Consider the following 22,838-nt stretch of genomic DNA (forward strand, 5'->3'; position numbering starts at 1 on the left):
AATGCCACCGGCCGGGTCATGATCCGAGATGTTCGAGCGTCGCCGCCAGGGCCTTGACGCCTTCGTCGACATCGGACTGCTCGGCGAACTCCTCCGGCGCGTGGCTCACGCCGGTGGGGTTGCGCACGAACAACATCGCGGTCGGCACGTGCGCGGCGAGGATGCCCGCGTCGTGGCCCGCGCCGGTCGGCAGCGCCGGAACACCGCCGAGCGCTCCAGCGATGTCGTCCCGCAGCTGCGGATCGAAGTGCACCGTGTCGCCGTACGACTCCTCGGTGATCCGCAGTTCGCAGCCCTCTTCCTCGGCAGCGTTGTGCGCCGCCTCGGAGATCTCCGCGACCATCGCACGGGTGCGCGCGTCGTCGGTGTCGCGTGCGTCCAGCCAGACGTCCACAGTGGACGCGATGACGTTGGTGCCGCCGGGGTTCGGAACGAGCCTGCCGATCGTCGCCCGCCCACCGTCTCTCGCGGCTTTTCGTGCTGCCAGCACGAGTTGCGACGCCGGGAGCATGGGGTCGCGGCGGTCCTCGATCAGCGTGGCACCGGCGTGGTTGCCCTCGCCGCTGAACGTGAAGCGCCACCGGCCGTGCGCGAGGATGCTGCTCGCCACGCCGACCGGGACCGTCAGGCCGCGGCCCTGTTCGACGTGCAGCTCGACGAACTGCCCGATGCGCCGCAGCGCGCGGTCGTCCTTGCCCACCAGGTCCGGGTTGTAGCCCGCGGCCTTCATGGCCTCGCCGAGCGTGATGCCGTCCGGGTCCTTCAGGTTCAGCGCCTTCTCCGGAGCGATGGCACCGGTGAGCAGGCGGCTGCCGAGGCAGGCGACCCCGAACCGGCCGCCCTCCTCCTCGGCGAAGACCGCGATGGCGAACGGCCTGCGCGGCGTGAACCCCTTGGCCTGCAGGAGATCCACCGCCTGCAGCGAACTCGTGACGCCGAGCGGGCCGTCGAACGCACCGCCGCCGGGCACCGAGTCCAGGTGGCTGCCGGTGACGAGCGCGTTGTCGCCGCGCTCGCCCCACCACGCCCAGAGGTTGCCGTTCTGGTCGGTCTCGACGTTCAGGCCGCGCTTGACGGCCTGCTCGACGAACCAGTGCCGCAGCTCCAGCTCCGGCGTGTCGTAGCCGTGGCGGGAGTAACCGCCGCGCTTGAGGTCACGCCCGACGGTCGCGATCTGGTCGAGCATCAGCCCTCCATCGGAATGCGAACGCCCTTGTCCGCCGCCACCGTCTTGGCCTCGTCGTACCCGGCGTCGACGTGCCGGATGACGCCCATGCCGGGGTCGTTGGTCAGCACGCGCTCGATCTTCTGCGCGGCCAGCTCGGTGCCGTCCGCGACCGTCACCTGACCCGCGTGGATCGAACGCCCGATGCCCACGCCACCACCGTGGTGGATCGACACCCACGTCGCACCCGAGGCCGTGTTGACCAGGGCGTTGAGCAACGGCCAGTCGGCGATCGCGTCCGAACCGTCGGCCATCGCCTCGGTCTCGCGGTACGGGGAGGCCACCGAGCCGCAGTCCAGGTGGTCGCGGCCGATGACGATCGGCGCGGACAGCTCGCCGGACGCCACCATCTCGTTGAACTTCAGGCCGGCCAGGTGCCGTTCGCCGTAACCGAGCCAGCAGATGCGGGCGGGCAGGCCCTGGAACTCGACGCGCTCACCGGCCATCTTGATCCACCGGTGGAGCTGCTCGTTCTCCGGGAAGAGCTCCAGGATCGCGGCGTCGGTCTTCGCGATGTCGGCCGGGTCGCCGGACAGCGCCGCCCAGCGGAACGGGCCCTTGCCCTCGCAGAACAGCGGCCGGATGTACGCGGGCACGAAGCCGGGGAACGCGAACGCCCGGTCGTAGCCGCCGAGCTGGGCCTCGCCGCGGATCGAGTTGCCGTAGTCGAACACCTCGGCGCCGCGGTCCATGAACCCGACCATCGCCTCGACGTGCGCGGCCATCGACTTGCGCGCCCGGTCGGTGAACTCCTCGGGCTTCGACGCCGCGTAGTCCTGCCAGTCGTCCAACGAAACACCGATCGGCAGGTAGGCCAGCGGGTCGTGCGCGGAGGTCTGGTCCGTGACGATGTCGACCGCGACCTCACGACGCAGCAGCTCGGGCAGGATCTCCGCCGCGTTGCCCACGACACCGACGGAAACGGCCTCACCGGCGGCCTTGGCGGCCAGCACGCGTTCGATGGCCGAGTCCAGGTCCGCGGCGATCTCGTCGAGGTAGCGGGTCTCCAGACGACGCTGGGCGCGGTGCGGGTCGACCTCGATGCACAGCGCGACGCCCTCGTTCATCGTCACGGCGAGCGGCTGCGCGCCACCCATGCCGCCGAGGCCTGCGGTGACCGTGAGAGTTCCGCGAAGCGTGCCGTTGAAGCGCTTGGTGGCAACGGCGGCGAACGTCTCGAAGGTGCCCTGCAGGATGCCCTGCGTGCCGATGTAGATCCACGAACCGGCGGTCATCTGCCCGTACATCGTGAGGCCCTCGGCCTCCAGGCGGCGGAACTCGGGCCAGTTCGCCCAGTCCGGCACCAGGTTCGAGTTCGCGATCAGCACGCGCGGGGCCCACTCGTGCGTGCGCATGACGCCGACCGGACGGCCGGACTGCACGAGCAGCGTCTCGTCGGCTTCGAGGTTCTTGAGCTCACGGGAGATCGCGTCGAACGACGGCCAGTCGCGGGCGGCCTTGCCGGTGCCGCCGTAGACGACGAGGTCCTCGGGACGCTCGGCGACGTCGGGGTCGAGGTTGTTGTGGAACATCCGCAGCGCGGCCTCTGTCGACCAGTTCTTCGCGGTCAGCTCGGTTCCTCGGTCTGCACGAACGGTGGTCATCACAGAGCTCCACTTCGAATGAGGGCCTCGGCGGCAGCGATCTCGGGTGCGAGGTGGCGGTCGGGACCAGGGCCCTGGACCGTCTCGCGCAACTTCGCCACGGCGGCGGCCGTCGCGGGGGCGGGCTTGAGGGGTGCGCGCAGGTCGAGAGCGCGCGCGGCGGTGAGCAGTTCGATGGCCAGGACGGTGGTCAGACCGTCGACGGCCTTGCGCAGCTTGCGAGCCGCGGACCAGCCCATCGACACGTGGTCCTCCTGCATCGCGGAGGACGGGATCGAGTCGACGGACGCCGGCACGGCCAGGCGCTTGAGCTCGGACACGATCGCGGCCTGGGTGTACTGGGCGATCATGTGGCCGGAGTCGACGCCGGGGTCGTCGGCGAGGAACGGCGGCAGGCCGTGCGAACGCGAGACGTCGAGCATGCGGTCGGTGCGGCGTTCGGCGATGGAGGCCACGTCCGCGAGCGGGATGGCGAGGAAGTCCAGCGCGTACGCGACGGGCGCGCCGTGGAAGTTGCCGTTGGACTCGACCCGGCCGTCGGCCAGCACCACCGGGTTGTCGATCACCGACGAGAGCTCGCGGTCGGCCACCGTCGCCGCGTACGCCACGGTGTCGCGGGCCGCGCCGTGCACCTGCGGTGAGCAGCGCAGCGAGTACGCGTCCTGCACGCGGGTGCAGTCCGGGCCGCGGTGGGAGGCGACGATCTCGGAGTTTTTGAGGAACGCGAGCATCCGGGCAGCGGACAGGTTCTGACCGGGGTGCGGGCGCAGCGCGTGCAGCTCCGGTTCGAAGACACGATCGGTGCCGAGCAGTGCCTCGACGCTCATCGCGGCGGTGAGGTCCGCGATGTCGAGCAGCCGGGTGAAGTCCGCGATCGCCAGCGACAGCATGCCGAGCATGCCGTCGGTGCCGTTGATCAGCGCGAGGCCTTCCTTCTCGGCCAGCTGCACGGGCTCGATGCCGGCCTTGGCGAGGGCCTCGGCGGCCGGAACGAGCTCGTTGTCGGCGTTGCGGACCATGCCCTCGCCCATCAACGCCAGCGCGCTCGCACTCAGCGGGGCCAGGTCGCCGGAGCAGCCCAGCGAGCCGAACTCGTGCACCACCGGGGTGATGCCGGCGTTCAGCATCCCGGCCATCGCGTCCACAGTGGACAGCCGGACGCCGGTGTGACCGGTCGCGAGGGTGCGCAGCCGCAGCAGCATCAGCGCCCGCACGACCTCGCGCTCGACCTCGGGGCCGGCGCCGGCGGCGTGCGAGCGGATCAGCGACCGCTGCAGCTGGGCCCGGCGGTCCGGCGGGATGTGCCGGACGGCCAGCGCGCCGAACCCGGTCGAGACGCCGTAGGTGGGGCGTTCGGCCGTGGCGAGCTGTTCGATGTGGCCGCGGGCGGTGGTGACCGCCTCACGGGCCGCCTCGGTGATCGTCACCGGGGCGCCGTCACGGGCGACGGCATGAACGTCCTCGAGGGTCAGAGGCTTCGGACCCAGCTCCACCGCTTGTCGCATGGACACATCACAGCGCTCCGGGGCCGACTCAGCGACCCCGGAGCGAGTGATGGCGTCTGGGATCCCAGACAGCCTCGGTTACAACCCTTGGCCGAGCCAGACCGTGTCCGGCGACGGCTGGATCTGGAGCTGCACGCGGTTGGCCACGTCCACGGCTGTGTCCGCCTTCTCCGCCGTCGCGGTGATCCAGAACCCGCTGCTGTCCCGCACCACGACGGTTCCCTGCTCGACGACCGCGCCCTGCTTGCCGCGCACGGTCACCGGCTCGCCGTCGGTCTTCTGCGGCTGGCTCGTCGACACGGTCACGCCGTACTTCTCACCGGCCCAGCGCGCGGTCCAGTCGTAGCCCGAGGTGCCCCAGATCTCGTTCGCGGGCTTGTCGTCGAGCCGGAACGCCGGCAGGTAGGTGAGCTTCGAGTCCGCTCGCACCGAGTCGGCCACCTGGAGAGCGACCTGACGGGCGTTGTCGAGCCCGCTCACCGTCACGTTGAGCACGTCCTGCGCCTTCCAGAAGAGCTCGGCGACGGCGCCTCTGCCCGGGTCCTGGAACGTCTGCACCCAGGCCTGCAGGCCGCGGACGCCGACCTCCTGGAACATGCTGCGGTCGTCCGGCAGCTTGCCGATCGTCCGCACGGTGACGCGCGGCTGAGCGGGCTTCTCCAGCGGGTTGCCGACGCTGCCCTTGGGCGAGTAGTCGCGCTGGACCTGCTCACCGACGACGCGGTGGGTCTCGACGAACCCGTTCGGCAGCCAGTGCGGCGCGTACTTGAGCGCGACCGTCTGCGCGCCCGCCTTGTCCGGCATGAGCGCGGCGGCCGCGTTGTCCCCGTCGAGCGGCTGGTAGCGGCTGCTCGCGACGAGGCCGGTGAAGATCAGCACGGCGACGGCGGCGACGCCGGCGGTGGCGATGAGGAAGATGTTGTTGCGCTGCCTTTTGCGCTTGCGGCGCAGGGCGTTCAGTGTCGGCCCCGGGTGTGGAGTCCGTTCGGCGAGCTTGCCGAGCGCCTCCTTGATCAACTGTTCGGTGTCGTTCACGACAGGCCCTCCCCGAGCCGCAACCCGACACCTGCGGGCTCCGGCGTGTGGTCCAGGCGGAGTGTGGCCAGCGCACGCGAGATGTGGCTGCGCACGGTTCCCTCGGCACAACCGAGCATCTGTGCGATCTCCGAGTCCTCGTAGTTCTCGTAGTAGCGGAGCACGATCGCCGCCCGCTGTTTGCGGGGCAGCTTCCCGATCCGCTGCAACATGGCTTCCCGCTCGTCGTAGTGGTGCGTCGTGTCTCCGACGGGCGGGGTGACGGACTCCAGCGTCGTCATGCAGAGGGCGACGTCCTTGGCGGCTCTGCGTCGGCGCCACGAGAGGTACTCGTTGGTCACCATGCGCTTGACGTAGGCGTGAGGGAGGTCGACTGAACCGATGCGATCCCACTTCTGCTGCGCGCGCAGCAGCACTTCCTGGACCACGTCCTGGGCCAGGTGCGGGTCACACGTGAGCACGGTGGCGTAGCGCAGCAACGGGGTCACCTGTTCTGCCACGAAGTCATCGAAACTCGGTGTCAATCCCGACCCCCTTCAAAACCGTCACGCCCCTACAACGCACGTGTGGCCTGTTCTGTTGAGTGTGCCCTGATGGCGGAACGGCGTGGGCTGCATCACGTGGGAAAATCACTTTTGTGGGCAGCAGCAGTGACGTTCCCGCGCTGCGGCGAGGTCTCTCGGTCCTTCGGCTGCTGGCGGGCAGACCAGGTCCGGTCTCCGCGGCGTCGGTGGCGCGCGAGCTGAATCTGCCCAGGTCAACGACCTATCACCTGCTGTCTGAGCTGACCGAGGCGGGCTTCGCGACGCACTTCCCCGAGGAGAAGCGGTACGGCCTGGGCGTGGCGTCGTTCGAGCTCGGGTCCGCGTATCTGCGCCACGACCCGCTGGAACGGCTCGCCCGCCCGTTGCTCAGACGGCTCGCCGATCGGATGGAGAAGGTCGCTCATCTGGGTGTTCTGCACGGCGCGGAGGCCCTGTACCTGGTCCGCGAGCAGCCCCGGCAACCGCAGGCGATCGTGTCCGACGTCGGCGTCCGGCTGCCCGCGCACCTGACCGCTTCGGGCCGCGCGATGCTGGCGCACGTTCCTCCGGCGCAGGTCAGGGCGCTGTTCCCGTCCGTCGCCTCGTTCGTCGACCGGACCGGGCGGGGTCCGCACAACCTGCCCGCGTTGCGCCGGCTGCTGACCGTCGAGCGACGTCAGGGCTGGGCGGTCGAGGACGGGTTCGTGACGGCGGGGTTCGCGTCGGTGGCGGCGCCGGTGTTCGACCACGGGGAACGGCCGATCGCGGCCATCACGCTGACGTTCCGGCACGTGTGCGACACACCGTGCGGTCAGGCGTGGCCCGACCTGGCCAAGGAAGTGCGCAAGGCGGCCGACGAGCTGACTGGGCGGATCGGCGGTCACGCGGCGCCGGTTTAGTAGCCATGTACATAGTAGACATGTACCGTATCTGCCATGAGCAGTGCGGGAGCGACGCCTGGGCACCTCGTGTGGCGGCTGGCGATGAAGTGGCGAGTGGCTGTGGACCGGGCTTTGGCGCCTTTGGGGCTGACGCACGCCCAGTACGTGGTGCTGGCGTCGTTGCTCGCGTTCGACACCCCGCCTTCGCAGCGTGAACTGGCCGACTTCACCGGACTCGAAGCTTTGTACGTGTCGAAACTGGTGCGCGCGCTCGACGCCGAGGGCCTCATCTCACGCACCCGCGACACGGTCGACACGCGGACCATCCGGCTCGCCCTGACCGACCGCGGCCGTTCTGTCGTCGAACCCGCCGTCGCCCTCGTCGGCGCGCTGCTGGACCGCCTGCTGGAGCCGCTGGGCGGACGGTCCGGCGACCGCACGGAGGCGTTGTCCCGCGAGATCACGGCACTGCTCGCCGTCCCACTCGACTAGGGAGCTCTCCGATGCCTGCTGTGCACGTTCTCGACTCGACCATGCACTACGAATCGTCCGGCTCCGCGCCGTTCGTGTTCCTGCACGGCAATCCCGGCTCGTCACACATCTGGCGCAACGTGTTGCCCGAGTTGGGCGGGCTGGCCCCTGACCTCATCGGGATGGGCCGCTCCGGCAAGCCGTCGATCGACTACTCGTTCGCCGACCACGCGCGCTACCTCGACGCGTGGTTCGACGCCCTGGAGCTGGAGCGCGTGGTGCTCGTCGGCCACGACTGGGGCGGGGCGCTGGCGTTCGACTGGGCGACCCGGAATCCCTCGCGCGTGGCCGGTGTCGCCTTCTTCGAGACGATGGTCAGGCCGTTGAAGATGACCGAACTCCAGCCCGCCGCCCAGGAGCGGGTGCGCAAGCTCCGCACTCCTGGCCTGGCCGAGGAACTGGTGGAGGGGTTCGTGCAGAAGGCGTTCACCGGCGGTGTGCGCACGCCGGTGTCGGAGGAAGACCTGGCGGTGTACCTCGCGCCGTACCCGGATCGGGAAAGCCTCCGCCCGGTCGCCGCCTGGGCGCAGCAGCTGCCGGTCGACGGTGAACCTGCGACGCTCGTGCCCCGGATGGAGGCTTACGGGGAGTGGCTCCGGACTTCGGTCGAGGTGCCGAAGCTGTTGGTCACCTTCGAGAACGCGCCGACGTTGCTCATCGGGCCGGAGCTGACGGCTTGGTGCTCCGCGAACATCGCGGCCTTGGACGTCGTGTCCGGTGGCGAGGCCGGGCATCACGCGCAGGAGGACCGGCCGAAGGAGATCGCGGTGGCCATAACTGCCTGGGCAGACCGGCACGGGCTTGCTTGAATCGAGTGCATGGGGGTTGAGGAGCTGGATTTCGCGCACGCGTCCGAACTTGATCGACGCGGTGTGCACGCGGTGCTGGCGGCCGACGGAGAAGCGCTCTCCTACGAGGACACCGTCACCGCTTGGCTGTCCCGCAACGACATCGGGTTCGAGGCTCCGCGCTTCGCGGTGGTACGCGAGGGCGAGCGGATCGTCGGCTACGTGTCGGCGCGGATCTCCGAGGAGAAGGCGAACGCGCACGTCGCCCTGTTCTACCTCGCGGTGCTGCCACAACATCGCCGCCGTGGCATCGGTACCGCGCTGCTGGGTGCCTTGCCGACGCTGATCCCAGGACGGACCGTCGCCGAGTCGTGGAACGTGTTCAAGGACAGCCCCGGCGAGCACTTCGCCGCCGCCCGCGGGTTGCGGGTGGTCACGTCGATGACGCGGCAACGGCTGGATGTCACCGGCCTGCCCGAGATCGGCGCGCTCCCTCCGGGGTACGAGCTGGTCACCTGGACCGGCCGGACACCGGACGAGTTCGTCGAGACGTACGTCGAGGGGCTGAACGCCATGGCGGACGCGCCGTTCGGCGACACCGCGATCGACTCGGCGGGTTTCACCGCCGATCGCGTGCGACGGGAGGAGGCCGGCACCCTCACGGCAGGAGGTGACCGGTGGGTCGTGCTCACGTTGCACGACCGCGAGATCGCCGGCCTCACCGTCGTGGAACGTCAGGCCGGTCAGCGCACCCGAGCCGAGCAGCTGCACACCGTCGTGCTGCCGGCGCATCGCGGCCACGGGCTGGGCCTGCTGATGAAGGCACGCATGCTGCACGAGCTGACCGGTGTTGAGGTCATCTTCACCCGTACCAGCAGCGACAACCGGCACATGCTGCGCGTGAACCATTCGCTGGGCTACACGGACCTCTACACGTACCTGGCCGTGCAAGCACAGCTGTGAAACGGCGACGGGGCGGGCACCGTGCAGTGCCCGCCCCGCCGTTGCGTTCAACCGGTCAGATGCCCGCGGAGGCGAGCCACTCCTTGGCGACCTTCTCGGGCTCCGGCTTGTCCGGCGCCGCGAGCTTCTGGTTCAGCTCCAGCAGGGTCTTCGTGTCGAGCTTCTTCGAGATGGCGTTGAGGGTGTCGCGGACCTGCTGCGACGCCTTCTTCTCGTTGATCAGCGGCAGCACGTTCTGCGCGGCGAAGACGTTCTTCGGGTCTTCCAGCACCACGAACTCGTTGGCCTTGATGGCGAAGTCCGTCGTGAACAGGTCGGCCGCCTGCACCGTGTTGTCCTTCAGACCCGCGACGGTCAGCGGGCCGCCGACGTCGAGCGCCTTGAACTCCTTGAACTCGCAGGCGTACTTGGCCTTCAGGCCGGGCAGGCCGTCGGGGCGGTTCTGGAACTCCGGCGGGCCACCGAAGACGAAGTCCTTGCAGTACGGCACGAGGTCGTCGATCGACTTGAGGCTGTACTGCGCGGCGATCTGCTTGGTGACGACGACCGCGTCCTTGTCCTCGGCGGAGGACTTGTCCAGCACGATCAGTCCGGCCGGCAGCGCCTTCTTCAGCGCTGCGTAGACCTCGTCGGAGCCGACCTCGGGCGCCTCCTTGTTGACGTGCTTGAGCAACACGCCGGAGTACTCGGGGATCAGGTCGATCGAGCCGTCCTGGACGCCCTTGAAGTACAGCTCGCGGTTGCCGATGTTCGGCCTCTTCGAGACCTTGATGCCCTTGGTGGCCAACGCTTCCGCGTAGATCTCGGAGAGCAGCCGCGACTCCGGGAAGTTCGCGGAGCCCACCACGATGGTGTCGGTCGGCGCCGGGGTGCCGTTGCCGCCCTGCAGCGGGTCACCGCCGCACGCCGACAGAAGCATCACGGCAGCGACAGCCGTGGCGATGCGCTTCATCATTTTCCTCCGGTTCCCACTGGACGCAGCCCTGGCGAGACCGTCAGCCGTTGCAGGCCGGCGAACCCCAGGTCGACGAGAACGGCGAGCAGTGCCACGAGCACCGCGCCGGCGAGCATCTGTCCGAACTCCTGCAGGGCAAGACCGTCGAAGACGAGCCTGCCGAGGCCACCGGCGCCGGTGTAGGCGGCGATGGTGGCGGTCGCGACCACTTGCAGCGCGGCGCCGCGGAAACCGCCGTAGATCAACGGAAGCGCGTTCGGGATCTCCACCTGGAGCAGCACACCCGACTCGCGCATGCCGACCCCGCGCGCGGCGTCGACCGTCACCGGGTCGACCGCGCGGATGCCCGCGTAGGTACCCGCCATGATCGGCGGAATCGCCAGCAGCACCAATGCGACGTACACCGGGAAGTCGCCGAGACCCGCCCACAGCACCACGAGGATCAGCACGGCCGTCGTCGGCAGGGCACGCAGCACGTTCGAGAGTCCGACGACCAGGAACCCGCCCTTGCCGGTGTGGCCGACGAACGCGCCGAGCGGGATCGCGATCACCGCGGCGATCAGCAACGTCAGCAACGTGTAACCGAGATGTTCCAGCAGCCGCACCGGAATCCCGGTCGAGCCGGACCAGTGCGCGGGGTCGAAGAGCCAGCCGCCCATCAGCTCACCTCCCCGCCCTTGCCCACGGCGTGAGCAGTCGTCCGGCCAGCAACAGCAAACCGTCCGCGAGCGCCGCCAGCACGACCGTGCCGATGAGACCCGCGAGGACCTTCTCGGTGTGGTCGGTCTGGTAGCCCTCGGTGAAGAGCTGGCCGTAGCCGCCGAGTCCGACGAGCGCGCCCACGCTCACCATGCTGATGTTCGACACGGTCGCGACCCGCAGGCCCGCGATCGTGACCGGCAACGCGAGCGGGAAGTCGACCGTGAGGAACCTTCGGAGCGGCCGGAATCCCATGGCGTTCGCCGCGGCCGTGACGTGTCCCGGTACCGACGACAGCGCGTCCGCGATCGAGCGCACCATCAGCGCGACCGTGTACACCACCAGGGGCACGATGACGTTGATCTCGTCGAGGATCTTCACGCCCAGCAGCACCGGCGTGATCACGATCAGCGCGATGGACGGGATCGTGAACAGGATGTTGGCGAGCGGGAACAGGATCGCGCGCGCCGTGGACCACCGGCTCGCCAGCCACCCGAGCGGGATCGACAGCACGAACCCGATCAGCACCGGCACGACGGAGAGCCGGACGTGCACCTCGGTGACTTCCCAGAACCTTTCCCAGTTCTCGAAAATCCAGGTCACTTCGGGACCTCACCCGCCGCGCGGGCCTTCGCGAGCGCCTTGATCACGTCGTCGGCCTTGACCACGCCGCTCACCGCGCCTTGGTCGTCGACCACCACGCCGAGCGCGGACGGCGAACTGAGCGCCGCGTCCAGCGCGCCCCTGAGCGATGAACCGTCGTAGAGCGAGCCTCCGGAGATGAGGTCGCGTTCGTTCACCTCGACCTCACCGTCCACACCGGACAGCCAGCCCTTGGGCCGGTTCTCCTCGTCCACGACGAGCGTCCAGTCGGCGACGGAGATGCGCTCACCGAGCTTGGCCGTGGTGACGGGGTGCACGGGCACTTCCGCGTGCAGGAACGTCAGCGTGCGGTACCCGCGGTCCCTGCCGACGAACGACGCCACGAAGTCGTTGGCGGGCGCGGCCAGCAGCTCCGTCGGCCGCGCGTACTGCGCGAGATGCCCGCCCGTCTGGAACACCGCGACGCGCTCGCCGAGCTTCAACGCCTCGTCGATGTCGTGCGTGACGAACACGATCGTCTTGTCGAGTTCCGCTTGCAGGCGAAGGAGTTCGTTCTGCAGGTCCTCCCGGACCACCGGGTCGACCGCGCTGAACGGCTCGTCCATCAACAGCACCGGCGGGTCGGCGGCCAATGCGCGGGCGACACCCACACGTTGCTGCTGACCACCGGACAGCTGCGCCGGATACCGCTTGCCGAACGCCGGGTCGAGCCCGACGATCTCCAGCAGCTCGGCCGCGCGAGCACGGGCCTTTCGTCTGTCCCAACCGGACAGAAGCGGCACCGTCGCGACGTTGTCCAGCACAGTGCGGTGCGGGAAGAGTCCGGCCTGCTGGATCACGTACCCGATGCCGCGCCGCAGCGTCGGCGGATCCACGGTGAGGACGTCCTTGCCGTCCACCAGGATCGTGCCCGACGTCGGGTCGATCATGCGGTTGACCATCCGCAACGAGGTCGTTTTGCCACAGCCGGAAGGACCGACGAACACCGTGATGGTGCCCGCCTCGACCGTGAGGTCGAGCTCGTCGACAGCGATGGTCCCGTCCTCGAACCGCTTGGTGACGGCCCGGAACTCGATCACCCTTCGGATCCCTCCGGTCGTGACGGTCTCCCCGATTCGGACCGCCCTGGATGTAGATCTGAAAGACCTTAACTCGTTCGGCGTACCCCGGCACAGCATTCCACCATGTGGCAGGCCGTATGGTTTACCGCTTGTGACGATCGACCAGGTTCGCCAGATGGTGTCGGAGCGCGGCATCCACGCCCGCAAGCTCCGCGAGGTGTTGTCCCTGCTCAGCGAGGACTGGCACCCGCTGGCCGAACTCGTGCGCCTGCCCGCCGTCCCCCGCCGCACCGTTCAGGACCTGCTCAGGGCTCTGGGCGACGACGCTGAATCTTCAGGCGATCGTTACCGCATCGCGCCTGGGGTGGTCGCGTCTTATCGCGCCGAGTTCGGTGTTCCTGGAGTGCGCGATCACACGGACGTGCTGCGCCAGATCCTCGTCGACATCGCCGACGTGCCGGCGCCTTTGTCCTCGTTGGACCACGTGCAGGCGACCGCCGAGACCGCCCTCAACCGCGCGGTGTGGCTGGACTCGGTCTACGACCTGTCAGGCAAGCGTTTGCTGTGCCTCGGCGACCACGACCTGACGTCGCTGGCCGTCGCCGCGGTCAACCCGTCCGTGTCCATCACGGTCGTGGATCTCGACGAGCGGCTGCTGGAGTTCATCGACTCCCGCGCTTCCGCTCGCGGCCTCGATGTGCGGACGTTGCACTGCGACATGCGTTTCGGGCTGCCGGCGTCGGTTCTGGAATCTTTCGACCTGGTTTTCAGCGACCCGCCGTACACGCCGGAGGGCATGGGTCTGTTCGCCGGCCGCGCGGTGGAGGCGTTGTCCGATGTTGCCGACGGACGCGTGCTGCTCGCCTACGGGTTCTCGGACCGCACACCCGCTTTGGGGTTGAAGGTGCAGCAGGAGCTGCAGAAGCTCGGGCTGGTGTTCGAGGCGATTCTGCCCGCGTTCCACCGGTTCGACGGCGCGCAGGCCATCGGATCGGCGGCGGATCTGTACGTCTGCCGGCCCACCGGGCGGCGTTCGGTGTCCGGTGGGACGCGGATCTACACGCACGGCGCGCAGTCCGTGGAGTCGTCCGGCCCGTCTCGTGAGGCGCTCACCGCGCTTTCGGAACTGGCTCCGCGCCCGGAGTCCTCGCCGCCGCCGAAGCCGCGTTCCGCTGGGTGGGCCGAGCCCGTCGGCAAGGGGGCGGCGTCGCTGGCCGTTGACCTGTCGGCGGATCCGGGGCCGTGGTTGCTGCGCACCCTCCTCGCCTCGTCACCAGCGCGGCTGGCGTGCCTCGTGCCGAACAACCACCCCGCCGTGTCGTCGGAGGCCGGGCAGAAGGAGCTGCAGGAACTGGTGGCGACGCGGTTCACGCTGAAATTCCTGCGCAACAACCCAGATGGCAAGACGACGATCGTCGTCGCCGATCAAGTTCTCGCCGGAACGCTGTCACTGGGCGACCGCACGGTCCGCGAGGTGCTCATGAAGGCGCACGGCAAGCTGCGCAACGTGTGGCGCGAAGCGTTGATCACCGCGTCGCAGGGCGTGCTGACCAAGAAGCAGGCAGCGGAGATCGTCGACAACGCCCAGGTGGCGTCCGACGACCTCGAACTGCGGTTGATCGACCTGCCCAAGCACCGGATCGCGGCACTGCTGCCGGAGATCTCAGCCAGCGCGCGGTATGTGGAGCGGTCCGAGGGCTAGAACCGCGCGGAACTCCTTGGGCGGCACCGGACGCGAGAACAACCAACCCTGGTACGCGTCCACCCCGACCCCGCGCAGAACGTGGAACTGCGTAGCAGTCTCCACACCCTCGGCCACGCACTTGCGTCCCATGGCCCGCGCCATGTCCACCACCGCACGGGCGACAGCGAAGTCCGAGGAGTCGTTGCCCACACCGGAAACGAACCGCCGGTCCACCTTGATGATCTGCGCCGGCAGGTCCTTCAAGCGGGCCAGCGACGAGTACCCGGTGCCGAAGTCGTCGACGGCGAACTGCACGCCGCGCTGCACCAGCTCGTCCATCGACTGACGCACCCGCGAGGGCAGGTCGACGAACGCGGTCTCGACGAGCTCCAGCACGACCCGTTCCCAGGGCACGCCGGACTCCATGATCGCGTTCGACACGATGTCGACGAACTCCGGATCGCCCGGCACCAGACCCGCCAGGTTCACCGCCACCGACACCGGCCGGCCGTCGGGCGCGGGCCAGGTCGCGGCCTCCTTCAACGCCGTTCGCAACACCCAGCGGTCGAGCTCGCGCATCAGGTCGCCCTGTTCGGCGACCGGCAGGAACACGTCCGGCGGCAGCAATCCGCGGTCCGGGTGCGGCCAGCGCACCAAGGCCTCGGCGGTCAGCACGGCACCGTCGACACCCACGACCGGCTGGTAGTGCAACGCCAGTCCGTCGTGCTGCAACGCCTCGCGCAGCTGGCCTTCGAGGTGCACCTGGCGGTCCGCGGAAGCGATCAACGCCGCGGAAGCCAACGACACCCGGCCGGCACCGTTGCGCTTCGCCTCGAACATGGCGGCATCGGCGAACCGCAGCAGGTCCGCGCCGTTCGCGCGCGAGCCGTTCGGCACGGCGGCGCCGATCGAAGCCGAGACCCGGACCAGCTGACCGTGCACCGGAACGGCAGTCCTCAACAGAGAAGCGACCCTGGTCGCGAGCGCGTCCACGCCGCCCACGGAGTCGATGTCCTCGGAGATGATCACGTACTCGTCGCCGGACAGACGAGCGGCGGTGCAGCCTTCCGGCAGGCCGCCTTCCAGCCGCCGGGCCAGTGCCACGAGCAGTTCGTCGCCCGCGTCGTGGCCCAGGGAGTCGTTGACGCGCTTGAAGTTGTCGATGTCGCAGAAGAGCACGGCGACCTTGGACCGGCCCGGGCCGTCCAGCACCTTGCCGAGGATCTCCTTCACCAGCGCGCGGTTCGGGAGGCCCGTCAGCTCGTCGTGGGTGGCCTGGTGCCGCAACGCCTCGGCGGCGCGGCGGCGTTCGGTGATGTCGAGGAACACGATCAGCCAGAAGCGGCGGCCGTCGTCCTGCACGGACAGAGCGATGTGCAGCTCGCAGTACACCTTCTCGCCGTCGGGGCGGACCAGGATGCGCTGCGGGATCTTCTGCGTGCGTTCGGCGGCCCACTGCAGGCCGGGCGAGGTGTCCTCGGGGTGGGTGAGCTGCTCGGCCGTGACGCCGCGGAGCTGCTCCAGCTCCATGCCCAGCAGGTCGCACAACGCGTCGTTGGCGTCCACGAGACGTTCGGCCTCGTCGAACAGGCCGATGCCGACCGGCGTGACGGACACGAGGTCGGTGAAGCGCTGCGAGGAACGCTTCATGCGGGCCTCGGCGGCGCGCTGTTCGGTGACGTCCTGGGCGGTGCCGACGGCGAGCTGGTTGCCGTGCGGATCGCGGACGATCATGCCGTGGCAGCGGAAGATGCGCAGCGAGCCGTCGCTGCGCACCACGCGGTGTTCGCACTGCACGGCGACCTCGTCGACGGCCAACTGGCGCCACAGGTCGTCGACCCAGCCGCGGTCCTCGGGATGCACCAGGTCGAGGTAGTGCTGGTAGGTGCCGTCGACGTCGGCGGGGATGAGGTAGAGCTCACGCAGCATGTCCGACCACACGACATCGCCGGTGCCGGGGTTCCACTCCCACATGCCCAGGCGGGCGGCTTGCTGGGCGTCGGCCAGTCTTCGGCGGTCGTCGCGCATCTGGCGTTCCAGCGCACGCGCTTCGGTGACGTCCTGGATGGTGCCGTGGTAGCGGTCGACGCGGCCGGACGAGGAGATCTCGGCGCGGGCGCGGCAGATGTAGACGCGGTCGCCGATCTCGCTGCGGACCTCGACCTCGACGGGCTCGTCGTCGACGGCGTGGAGCAGGCGGTGGCGCAGTTCCTTGACGGACTCGCGGTCGTCCGGGTGCACGCCGCTGAGCAGGTCGTCGTCCGGGGTCATGCCGAGCTCGGCGTACATCTCCATCAGCACTTCGCTGCGGTGCACGGCGCGAGTGCCGGTCTCGTACGCCCAGCTGCCGATGCGGGCGATGCGCTGTGCTTCGAGCAACCGAGCGCGTTCCTGGGCGAGCTCGGTGGCGGCGCGCTTGGACTCGGTGATGTCGCGGATGTAGCCGGTGATCTTGTCCAGCCGGCCCTCGTCGGTCAGCCTCGCCTCGGCGACGCCGCGGATCCACCGCAGCTGGCCGTCCGGGCGGACGATCCGGTACTCGATGTCGATCGGGTCGCCGGTGATCTCGCGGCCCTGCCAGTACGACTCGACGTAGTGGTAGTCGTCGGGGTGCACGACGTCCAGCACGGCCTGCGCGCCGGGCACGACCGCGCCGCGTTCGACGCCGAGAAGTTCGTAGTGCGTGTCCGACCAGACGGTCAGGCCGGTCTCCGGGTCGTACTCCCACGAACCCAGCTCCGCGACCCGCTGGACCTTGCGCAGCCGGCGCTGTTCGTCGCGCAACGCGTCTGCGGCGGCGGACAGGTCGGAGACGTCGATCAGCAGCACGGCCTGCAGCCCCGTTCCCGGAACGGCGTGGCGGGCGACGCGGACCGGCAGTTCGCTGCCGTCCGCGCGCAACAGGCGCAGGTCGGACTGGTTGCCGAGCAGCAGCTCACCGAGCGGGTGCCCGACGAGGTCGTCAGGTCCCTGCGCGCCGGCCAGCTCCACGGCGGCCGGGTTCGCCTGCATGACGACGCCCTTGATGTCGACGAGCAACGAAGGCGCGTCGGGCAGGGTCAGGCCGTCGAGCGTCACCGGAGGTTTCCCCGACGCGGGCTTCCCCTTCGTCGGCACAGCCGTCCGTGCACGGCCGTTCACCACCGTCGCGCGTCCCACCCACTTGGGCACCGGCCCACCCTCTCCCGTATCCGCCGCCCGCGGCAATTCGGGTGGGCACGACAACGGCACCCGAACGGCGGCAAACACGAACCCTCTCCTCGGGTGAACACCCGAGGAGAGGGACGGTAGCGCTTCGGAGCGTCATCGCCCACCCCTTGACGGGTTAACGAAAAGCCACGTTCGTGGTTCCGGTACCCGTGTACATGCAAAAGGGTGGCGAATAGCGGGCTGGATCAGGCGACTCCGTCGGCCTTCGCCGCGATCGCGACAGCTGCCGCGACCTCGGGTCCGACGCGCGGGTCCAGTGCGGACGGAACAATTCGGTCCGGGCCCAAATCATCTTTCGCCACGGCCAGAATGGCATCCGCCGCCGCGAGCTTCATGCCCTCGGTGATCCGCCGCGCGCCCGCGTCGAGAGCCCCGCGGAAAATGCCGGGGAACGCGAGCACGTTGTTGATCTGGTTCGGGAAGTCGCTGCGGCCGGTCGCCACGATCGCGGCGTGCCTGGCGGCGACGTCCGGGTGCACCTCGGGGTCCGGGTTGGACAGCGCGAACACGATCGAGTCGTCCGCCATGCTCGCGATCAGGTCCTCGGACACCTTCGACGACGACACGCCGATGAAGACGTCGGCACCCCGCAGCGCCACGTCGATGCCGCCGTCGAGGTTCGTCTTGTTGGTGACCGCCGCGATCTCTTCCTTGACCGGGTTCAGGCCGGCGCGGCCCGTGCGGACGATGCCGCGCGAGTCGAGCAGTGTGATGTCACCGGCGCCGGCCGCGATCAGGATCTTCGCGATCGCGATGCCCGCGGCGCCCGCACCGGAGATGACCACCCGCTGGTCGCCGATGTTCTTGCCGAGCACCGTGTTCGCGCCGTTGAGCGCGGCGAGCGACACGACGGCCGTGCCGTGCTGGTCGTCGTGCATGACCGGGCAGTCGAGCGCCTCGATCAGCTTCTGCTCCAGCTCGAAGCAGCGCGGCGCGGAGACGTCCTCCAGGTTGACCGCGCCGAACGACGGGCGCAGCCGGACGAGCGTCTCGACGATCTCGTCCACGTCCGTCGTGTTGAGCACGAGCGGGATGGAATCGAGGCCGCCGAACGTCTTGAACAGCGCGGACTTGCCCTCCATGACGGGCAGCGACGCGCTGGGGCCGATGTCACCGAGGCCGAGCACCGCGGTGCCGTCGCTGACGACGACGACCAGGCGGTGGGCCCAGGTGTACTTCGCGGCGAGGCTCGCGTCCTGCGCGATGGCCTTGCTCACTCGTGCGACACCAGGGGTGTACGCGATGGACAGCGCCTTCGGGTCAGCGAGCGAGGCGGTCGCGCCGACCTCGAGCTTCCCGCCCAGGTGCGCGTTGAAGATCTCCTCGTCCGTCAGCTGAGTCGGATCGGAGTTCTCGGTACGGGCTTCGTTCACTGCTGTCACGGCGTCCCTCCTGCGGTGCGGGCGGCGTAGTAGCCCCAACTGTGGGCTCATCACCAAACGGCGCACCGGCCCAGCGTTGTCACGCCGGGTGCACGGGGCCTGGAAACTCGGTCGATGCCTCCGACGAGTTGCGTCGGAGAAGCTCCCGAGTGCTGCGGGTGACGGAAGTGTGGCAGGGTCCCGCTCCGCTGTCTGCGGCGGGGATCACACTTTTTCCGCAGGTCAGAGGGCATGTAGCAAGACGTCCGTCCGGTTTTCTGCACCGACCGGTCGGTTTATGCAGGCAGGAAGCACCCGATCGGTCAAGAAACTTTGACGCCTTAGAGTGACGGCATGCAGGCGAGTTCGCTGAAAATTGACGGCGCGTTCGAGTTCACTCCCCGGACATTCCCCGACGACCGCGGCGTGTTCGTCTCGCCGTACCAGGAGGCCGCCTTCATCGAAGCGGTCGGGCACCCGTTGAAGGTCGCCCAGACGAACCACAGCGTGTCGCGCGCGGGCACCATCCGCGGCATCCACTACGCGGACGTCCCGCCCTCCCAAGCCAAGTACGTCTTCTGCCCGCGCGGCTCGTTCATCGACGTGATCGTCGACATCAGGGTCGGCTCGCCCACGTTCGGCCAGTGGGAGGCGGTGCTGGTCGACTCGAAGAAGAGCAACGCCGTCTACCTGGCCGAGGGGCTGGGCCACGCGATGATCGCGCTGGAAGACGACACGACCATGAACTACCTGTGCTCCACCGTCTACAACCCGTCCGGCGAGCACGGCCTGACGCCGCTCGACCCGGCGCTCGACCTGCCGTGGCCGCGCGAGCTGGAGTTCCTGTTGTCGCCGAAGGACACCGAGGCGCCCACGCTGGCCGAGGCCTACGAAGCGGGCGTGCTGCCGCGCTACGAGGACTGCCTGGCGCTGTACGCGTCCCTCAAAGCCTGAGCCGGGGCCTCGGCCACAGTCGAGCTTTGACGACTCCGAGCACCTCGGCCGGCCCGAGTTGCTCGGAGTCCGTGCTCGCGAACGGGTTGTCTCCTACTACGTACCACCCTCCGTCCACTTCGTGAGAGGCACGTTTGACGGACAGCTGATCCGGTCGCTGAGCCCACCTGACGAGGACCACTTGACCCGCTCGGGGCCTCGCACCCCATCTGACCAGCACGATGTCGTCGTTCTTGAGCGCAGGCGCCATCGACGGCCCCCGGACGAGCACGGTGGAAAGGCGCGGTCTCAACGATCACCCTTCGGTCAGCCGGAGTAGGGTCCTTCTTGTCGGAGCATCCACTGTTTTCATTCTGGGAGGAACGATGCGACTCGTGTCGCGCATTCTCCGCCCGCGCGTCGAAGCAACCGCGCACTGCGACCTGCCCTGTGGCGTCTACGACCCGGCGCAGGCCCGCATCGAGGCCGAGTCGATCAAGGCGGTCCAGGAGAAGTACCAGGCCAACGAGGACCCGGAGTTCCGGGAGCGCGCTGTCCTGATCAAGGAGCAGCGCAGCGAGCTCGTCAAGCACCACCTGTGGGTGCTGTGGACGGACTACTTCAAGCCGCCGCACTTCGAGAAGTACCCCGAGCTGCACGACCTGTTCAACCGCGCCACCAAGGCCGCGGGCGCGGGCGGCACCAAGGGCTCGATGGACCCCGCGTCGGGTCAGGCTCTGCTGGACCTGATCGCGCAGATCGACAAGATTTTCTGGGAGACCAAGCAGGGCTGAGCCCTTCTTCGTCTTGTGAACGGCGCCGCTCCCCTGGGCAGGGAGCGGCGCCGTTTTGTCGTTTGGGCGCGTAACCCTGAGTGAATGGTGTGCGATGTGACCTGATGCACACGCTTTGAGGGTGAGGTCCGGGTGGCTGATTTCTTCGTGTCCTACACGGGCGTCGACAAGGCCTGGGCCGAGTGGATCGCCTGGGAGCTCGAAGCCCAGGGCCACGAGGTGCTGGTGCAGGCGTGGGACATGGTGCCCGGCACCAACTTCGTCGACATGATGCACCGGGGCGTGCAGGAGTCCGAACGCACGATCGCGGTGCTGTCGTCGGCATACCTCGACTCGGCCTTCGCGACCGCGGAATGGCAGGCCGCGTGGCAGAACGACCCGTCCGGCGCCAACCGCAAGCTGCTGGTGCTGCGCATCGAGGACTGCGACCGGCCTGGGTTGCTGGCCTCCGTTGTTTCAGTCGACCTGTTCGGGCCGGACGAGGATGTTGCCCGCACCCGGCTGCGTCAGGTCGTCCAGGGCGCGCTGACGGGGCGGATGAAACCGCTTGAGGCTCCTCGTTTCCCCGGCCGGCCCGGGAAGCCGAGCTTCCCCGGTGCATTGCCGGACGTGTGGAACGTGCCGCCCCGCAACCCGAACTTCACCGGCCGCGTCGAGTCGCTGGATCGGCTGCGCAAGGCGATGCGGTCGAACCAGGCGGTCACCGTGCATTCGTTGCGCGGCATGGGTGGCGTGGGCAAAACGCAACTCGCGATCGAATACGCCTACCGGTTCGCGAGCGACTTCGACATCGTCTGGTGCGTTCCGTCTGAACAACCGGCGCTCATCCCCGAACACCTCGCTCAGCTGGGTATCGCGCTGGGCCTCGACACCGATCCGTCGGACACCAAGCGCGTTCTGAAGGCTTTGCGCCGTCGACCACGGTGGCTGCTGGTGTTCGACAACGCGGAAGACCCAGCGGAGTTGCTTTCCTTCCTGCCGTCCGGACCTGGCCAGGTCGTGATCACCACCCGGCGTAGCGGGTTCACGGCGGTAGGCGTCGTGCTGGAGATCGATGTGCTGGACCGCAAGGAGAGCATCGCGTTGCTGCGCCGCCGCGTCCCCGCCGCATCGAACGAGCAGGTGGCGACGCTGGCTGAAATGCTGGGAGACCTGCCACTGGCTCTCGAACAGGCGTCGGCCTACCTGGAAGCCACCGGTCTTTCTGTCGAGGAGTACACAACGCTGTTCAAGGAACGGGCTGCGGACATGGTCGGTCGCGGGCGGGTGATCGGCCAGAAGGAAACACTCGCCACTCTGTGGGACCTGTCGCTGACCGCTCTGGGTGAAGAGGACCCCGCCGCACTTCAACTGCTCGACCTGCTCGCGTGGATGGCGCCGGAACCGGTGCCCTTCGACCTGTTCACCAACCATCCGGATCTTCTGCCGGAGGCACTCGCAGGCGCCGCTCGGGATCCGCTGGCCTGGTCCGAGACCGTCGGCGCGTTGGCCGACTGGTTCTTCATCCGGCGGAGCAGCAACGACATGCTCATCGCTCACCGGCTCCTGCAACAGTCACTGCGAGTCCACGGTGATTCGTCGTCGCACGCCGCGGTGCAGAACCTTCTCGCAGTGGACCTGCCGGACCCGACGAAGAACGCGCCAAGGGCATGGCCACGATGGCGAGCGCTGCTTCCCCATGTCCTCACCTGCATCGACGACGCTGAAGACCAGCCCACGTCGCTTAACCTTTGGCTGCTCGAACACGCGATGATGTACCTCATCGCCACCCATCGTCTGCACGACGCCCGACGGTTGGCTGAACGCACACTCGCCATCCACGAATCTGCACCGGACGCCGACGACATGAAAATCGCTGGAAGTTTGAACAATCTCGGTTTCATGCTCAGCCGCCTCGGCCACAACGAAGAAGCGCAGCCCTTGCTCGAACGAGCGCTCGCCATCCACGAGGTGACAAATGGCCCTGGGTTCACCGACAGCCTCACCAACCTGGGCAACGTACACAGCAGACTGGGGAACTCCGAAGCGGCCTGCGCTCTATACCAACGCGCTCTGGACATCTACGCAGCCGCCAATGGCCCCGACCACCCGTACGCCGCCGAGATCTACAGCAACCTCGCTATCGCCTTACTGGATTTGAACCGCAAGGACGAGGCCCTGATCGCGGCCGAACGGGCAATGACCATCTACGAGGCATCCGTCGAGCCCGATCATCCCAGCAAGTCGACCATAATGATCAACTTGGGCCACACCCTGTACGCCCTCGGCCGGTACGAAGAGGCGCTCCGACTGTACGAGCGGTCACTCAGGATCCGGCAAGCCATCTACGAACCCGACCACCGCGAGGTCGGAGTGGCCATGAGCTGCCTCGCTCTAGCACTGGACGCGCTCGGCCGCCACGAGGAGGCCCAGACTGCGAGAGACCGCGCTGAGGAGATCGCACAGCAAGACGGTGCCGCTTCCTGAGCTGGAAGCGGCACCG

The 22,838-nt window shown here is 68.6% G+C and carries 20 protein-coding genes; 8 read left to right on the forward strand and 12 right to left on the reverse strand.

All coding sequences use genetic code 11. The features are described from left to right. Positions 1-16: 16 nt before the first annotated feature. From LFM09_RS04590 to LFM09_RS04610, 5 genes are all read right to left on the reverse strand, one after another. Positions 17-1,186: an allantoate amidohydrolase gene (locus tag LFM09_RS04590; RefSeq protein WP_414094980.1), complete on the reverse strand. Its 1,170-nt coding sequence runs from the start codon at positions 1,184-1,186 to the stop codon at positions 17-19. Next, the gene (gene hutU / locus LFM09_RS04595; protein ID WP_414094981.1) at positions 1,186-2,832 is read right to left on the reverse strand and encodes a urocanate hydratase; all 1,647 of its coding nucleotides are present in this window, start codon (positions 2,830-2,832) and stop codon (positions 1,186-1,188) included. Before hutU ends, LFM09_RS04590 begins: the two co-directional genes overlap by 1 nt. Then, a complete protein-coding gene (hutH, locus tag LFM09_RS04600; protein WP_414094982.1) occupies positions 2,829-4,334 on the reverse strand; it encodes a histidine ammonia-lyase in 1,506 nt (501 codons plus the stop codon). The genes hutU and hutH overlap by 4 nt, the downstream gene beginning before the upstream one ends. A 78-nt stretch (positions 4,335-4,412) precedes the next feature. Continuing rightward, positions 4,413-5,369, reverse strand: coding sequence for a hypothetical protein (locus LFM09_RS04605; protein ID WP_414094983.1), 957 nt, complete (start codon positions 5,367-5,369; stop codon positions 4,413-4,415). Beyond that, entirely contained in the window at positions 5,366-5,893 is a 528-nt protein-coding gene (locus LFM09_RS04610; RefSeq protein WP_414094984.1) for a SigE family RNA polymerase sigma factor, read from the reverse strand. Before LFM09_RS04610 ends, LFM09_RS04605 begins: the two co-directional genes overlap by 4 nt. Before the next feature lie 113 nt (positions 5,894-6,006). Between LFM09_RS04610 and LFM09_RS04615 the strand changes: the two genes are divergently transcribed. From LFM09_RS04615 to LFM09_RS04630, 4 genes are read left to right on the forward strand one after another with little or no spacing between them, the layout of a single operon-like run. Then, entirely contained in the window at positions 6,007-6,792 is a 786-nt protein-coding gene (locus LFM09_RS04615) for an IclR family transcriptional regulator (protein WP_414094985.1), read from the forward strand. A 36-nt stretch (positions 6,793-6,828) separates the two neighbouring features. Then, positions 6,829-7,266 carry a MarR family winged helix-turn-helix transcriptional regulator gene (locus LFM09_RS04620; protein WP_414094986.1) on the forward strand — a complete coding sequence of 146 codons (438 nt, stop codon included), beginning with the start codon at positions 6,829-6,831 and terminating at the stop codon, positions 7,264-7,266. A gap of 11 nt (positions 7,267-7,277) precedes the next feature. After that, entirely contained in the window at positions 7,278-8,114 is an 837-nt protein-coding gene (locus tag LFM09_RS04625; protein WP_414094988.1) for a haloalkane dehalogenase, read from the forward strand. A 9-nt stretch (positions 8,115-8,123) separates the two neighbouring features. Further along, on the forward strand, positions 8,124-9,056 hold the full coding sequence (locus tag LFM09_RS04630; RefSeq protein ID WP_414094989.1) for a GNAT family N-acetyltransferase: 933 nt from the start codon (positions 8,124-8,126) through the stop codon (positions 9,054-9,056). A gap of 55 nt (positions 9,057-9,111) precedes the next feature. Here LFM09_RS04630 and LFM09_RS04635 read toward each other — a convergent pair whose 3' ends face one another. From LFM09_RS04635 to LFM09_RS04650, 4 genes are read right to left on the reverse strand one after another with little or no spacing between them, the layout of a single operon-like run. Next, positions 9,112-10,008 carry a glycine betaine ABC transporter substrate-binding protein gene (locus LFM09_RS04635; protein ID WP_414094990.1) on the reverse strand — a complete coding sequence of 299 codons (897 nt, stop codon included), beginning with the start codon at positions 10,006-10,008 and terminating at the stop codon, positions 9,112-9,114. Continuing rightward, positions 10,008-10,670, reverse strand: a complete 663-nt coding sequence (locus LFM09_RS04640) for an ABC transporter permease (protein WP_414094991.1) — start codon at positions 10,668-10,670, stop codon at positions 10,008-10,010. The genes LFM09_RS04635 and LFM09_RS04640 overlap by 1 nt, the downstream gene beginning before the upstream one ends. Before the next feature lie 4 nt (positions 10,671-10,674). After that, complete coding sequence (locus tag LFM09_RS04645) at positions 10,675-11,313, reverse strand: ABC transporter permease (RefSeq protein ID WP_414094992.1); 639 nt, start codon at positions 11,311-11,313, stop codon at positions 10,675-10,677. Beyond that, the gene (locus tag LFM09_RS04650) at positions 11,310-12,392 is read right to left on the reverse strand and encodes an ATP-binding cassette domain-containing protein (protein ID WP_414094993.1); all 1,083 of its coding nucleotides are present in this window, start codon (positions 12,390-12,392) and stop codon (positions 11,310-11,312) included. Before LFM09_RS04650 ends, LFM09_RS04645 begins: the two co-directional genes overlap by 4 nt. A gap of 157 nt (positions 12,393-12,549) precedes the next feature. Between LFM09_RS04650 and LFM09_RS04655 the strand changes: the two genes are divergently transcribed. Then, entirely contained in the window at positions 12,550-14,076 is a 1,527-nt protein-coding gene (locus tag LFM09_RS04655; protein WP_414095155.1) for a bis-aminopropyl spermidine synthase family protein, read from the forward strand. Here the strand turns inward: LFM09_RS04655 and LFM09_RS04660 are convergent. Then, on the reverse strand, positions 14,038-17,229 hold the full coding sequence (locus LFM09_RS04660) for an EAL domain-containing protein (protein WP_414094994.1): 3,192 nt from the start codon (positions 17,227-17,229) through the stop codon (positions 14,038-14,040). The genes LFM09_RS04655 and LFM09_RS04660 overlap by 39 nt on opposite strands. 224 nt (positions 17,230-17,453) lie before the next feature. Then, complete coding sequence (locus LFM09_RS04665) at positions 17,454-18,650, reverse strand: NAD(P)-dependent malic enzyme (RefSeq protein ID WP_414094995.1); 1,197 nt, start codon at positions 18,648-18,650, stop codon at positions 17,454-17,456. 333 nt (positions 18,651-18,983) lie between these two features. On the opposite strand from LFM09_RS04665, the gene LFM09_RS04670 reads away from it, so the two are divergent. Further along, the gene (locus LFM09_RS04670) at positions 18,984-19,583 is read left to right on the forward strand and encodes a dTDP-4-dehydrorhamnose 3,5-epimerase family protein (protein WP_414094996.1); all 600 of its coding nucleotides are present in this window, start codon (positions 18,984-18,986) and stop codon (positions 19,581-19,583) included. Here LFM09_RS04670 and LFM09_RS04675 read toward each other — a convergent pair. Next, positions 19,573-19,854, reverse strand: coding sequence for a S24 family peptidase (locus LFM09_RS04675; RefSeq protein WP_414095156.1), 282 nt, complete (start codon positions 19,852-19,854; stop codon positions 19,573-19,575). The genes LFM09_RS04670 and LFM09_RS04675 overlap by 11 nt on opposite strands. A 94-nt stretch (positions 19,855-19,948) precedes the next feature. On the opposite strand from LFM09_RS04675, the gene sodN reads away from it, so the two are divergent. Then, positions 19,949-20,356 carry a superoxide dismutase, Ni gene (gene sodN, locus LFM09_RS04680; protein ID WP_045312164.1) on the forward strand — a complete coding sequence of 136 codons (408 nt, stop codon included), beginning with the start codon at positions 19,949-19,951 and terminating at the stop codon, positions 20,354-20,356. 132 nt (positions 20,357-20,488) lie between these two features. Then, positions 20,489-22,822, forward strand: a complete 2,334-nt coding sequence (gene fxsT, locus LFM09_RS04685; RefSeq protein ID WP_414094997.1) for an FxSxx-COOH system tetratricopeptide repeat protein — start codon at positions 20,489-20,491, stop codon at positions 22,820-22,822. Positions 22,823-22,838 lie beyond the last annotated feature (16 nt).

The sequence above is a fragment of the Lentzea alba genome, from assembly GCF_047445655.1.
GTDB classification, from domain to species: Bacteria; Actinomycetota; Actinomycetes; order Mycobacteriales; family Pseudonocardiaceae; genus Lentzea; species Lentzea alba_A.

Excerpts from the sequence above, each read along its gene's own strand:
- LFM09_RS04590 (WP_414094980.1), bottom strand. The coding sequence starts at position 1,186 with ATGCTCGACCAGATCGCGACCGTCGGGCGTGACCTCAAGCGCGGCGGT.
- hutH (WP_414094982.1), bottom strand. The coding sequence starts at position 4,334 with ATGCGACAAGCGGTGGAGCTGGGTCCGAAGCCTCTGACCCTCGAGGAC.
- LFM09_RS04620 (WP_414094986.1), top strand. The coding sequence starts at position 6,829 with ATGAGCAGTGCGGGAGCGACGCCTGGGCACCTCGTGTGGCGGCTGGCG.
- LFM09_RS04625 (WP_414094988.1), top strand. The coding sequence starts at position 7,278 with ATGCCTGCTGTGCACGTTCTCGACTCGACCATGCACTACGAATCGTCC.
- LFM09_RS04630 (WP_414094989.1), top strand. The coding sequence starts at position 8,124 with ATGGGGGTTGAGGAGCTGGATTTCGCGCACGCGTCCGAACTTGATCGA.
- LFM09_RS04635 (WP_414094990.1), bottom strand. The coding sequence starts at position 10,008 with ATGAAGCGCATCGCCACGGCTGTCGCTGCCGTGATGCTTCTGTCGGCG.
- LFM09_RS04640 (WP_414094991.1), bottom strand. The coding sequence starts at position 10,670 with ATGGGCGGCTGGCTCTTCGACCCCGCGCACTGGTCCGGCTCGACCGGG.
- LFM09_RS04655 (WP_414095155.1), top strand. The coding sequence starts at position 12,550 with ATGGTGTCGGAGCGCGGCATCCACGCCCGCAAGCTCCGCGAGGTGTTG.
- LFM09_RS04670 (WP_414094996.1), top strand. The coding sequence starts at position 18,984 with ATGCAGGCGAGTTCGCTGAAAATTGACGGCGCGTTCGAGTTCACTCCC.
- sodN (WP_045312164.1), top strand. The coding sequence starts at position 19,949 with ATGCGACTCGTGTCGCGCATTCTCCGCCCGCGCGTCGAAGCAACCGCG.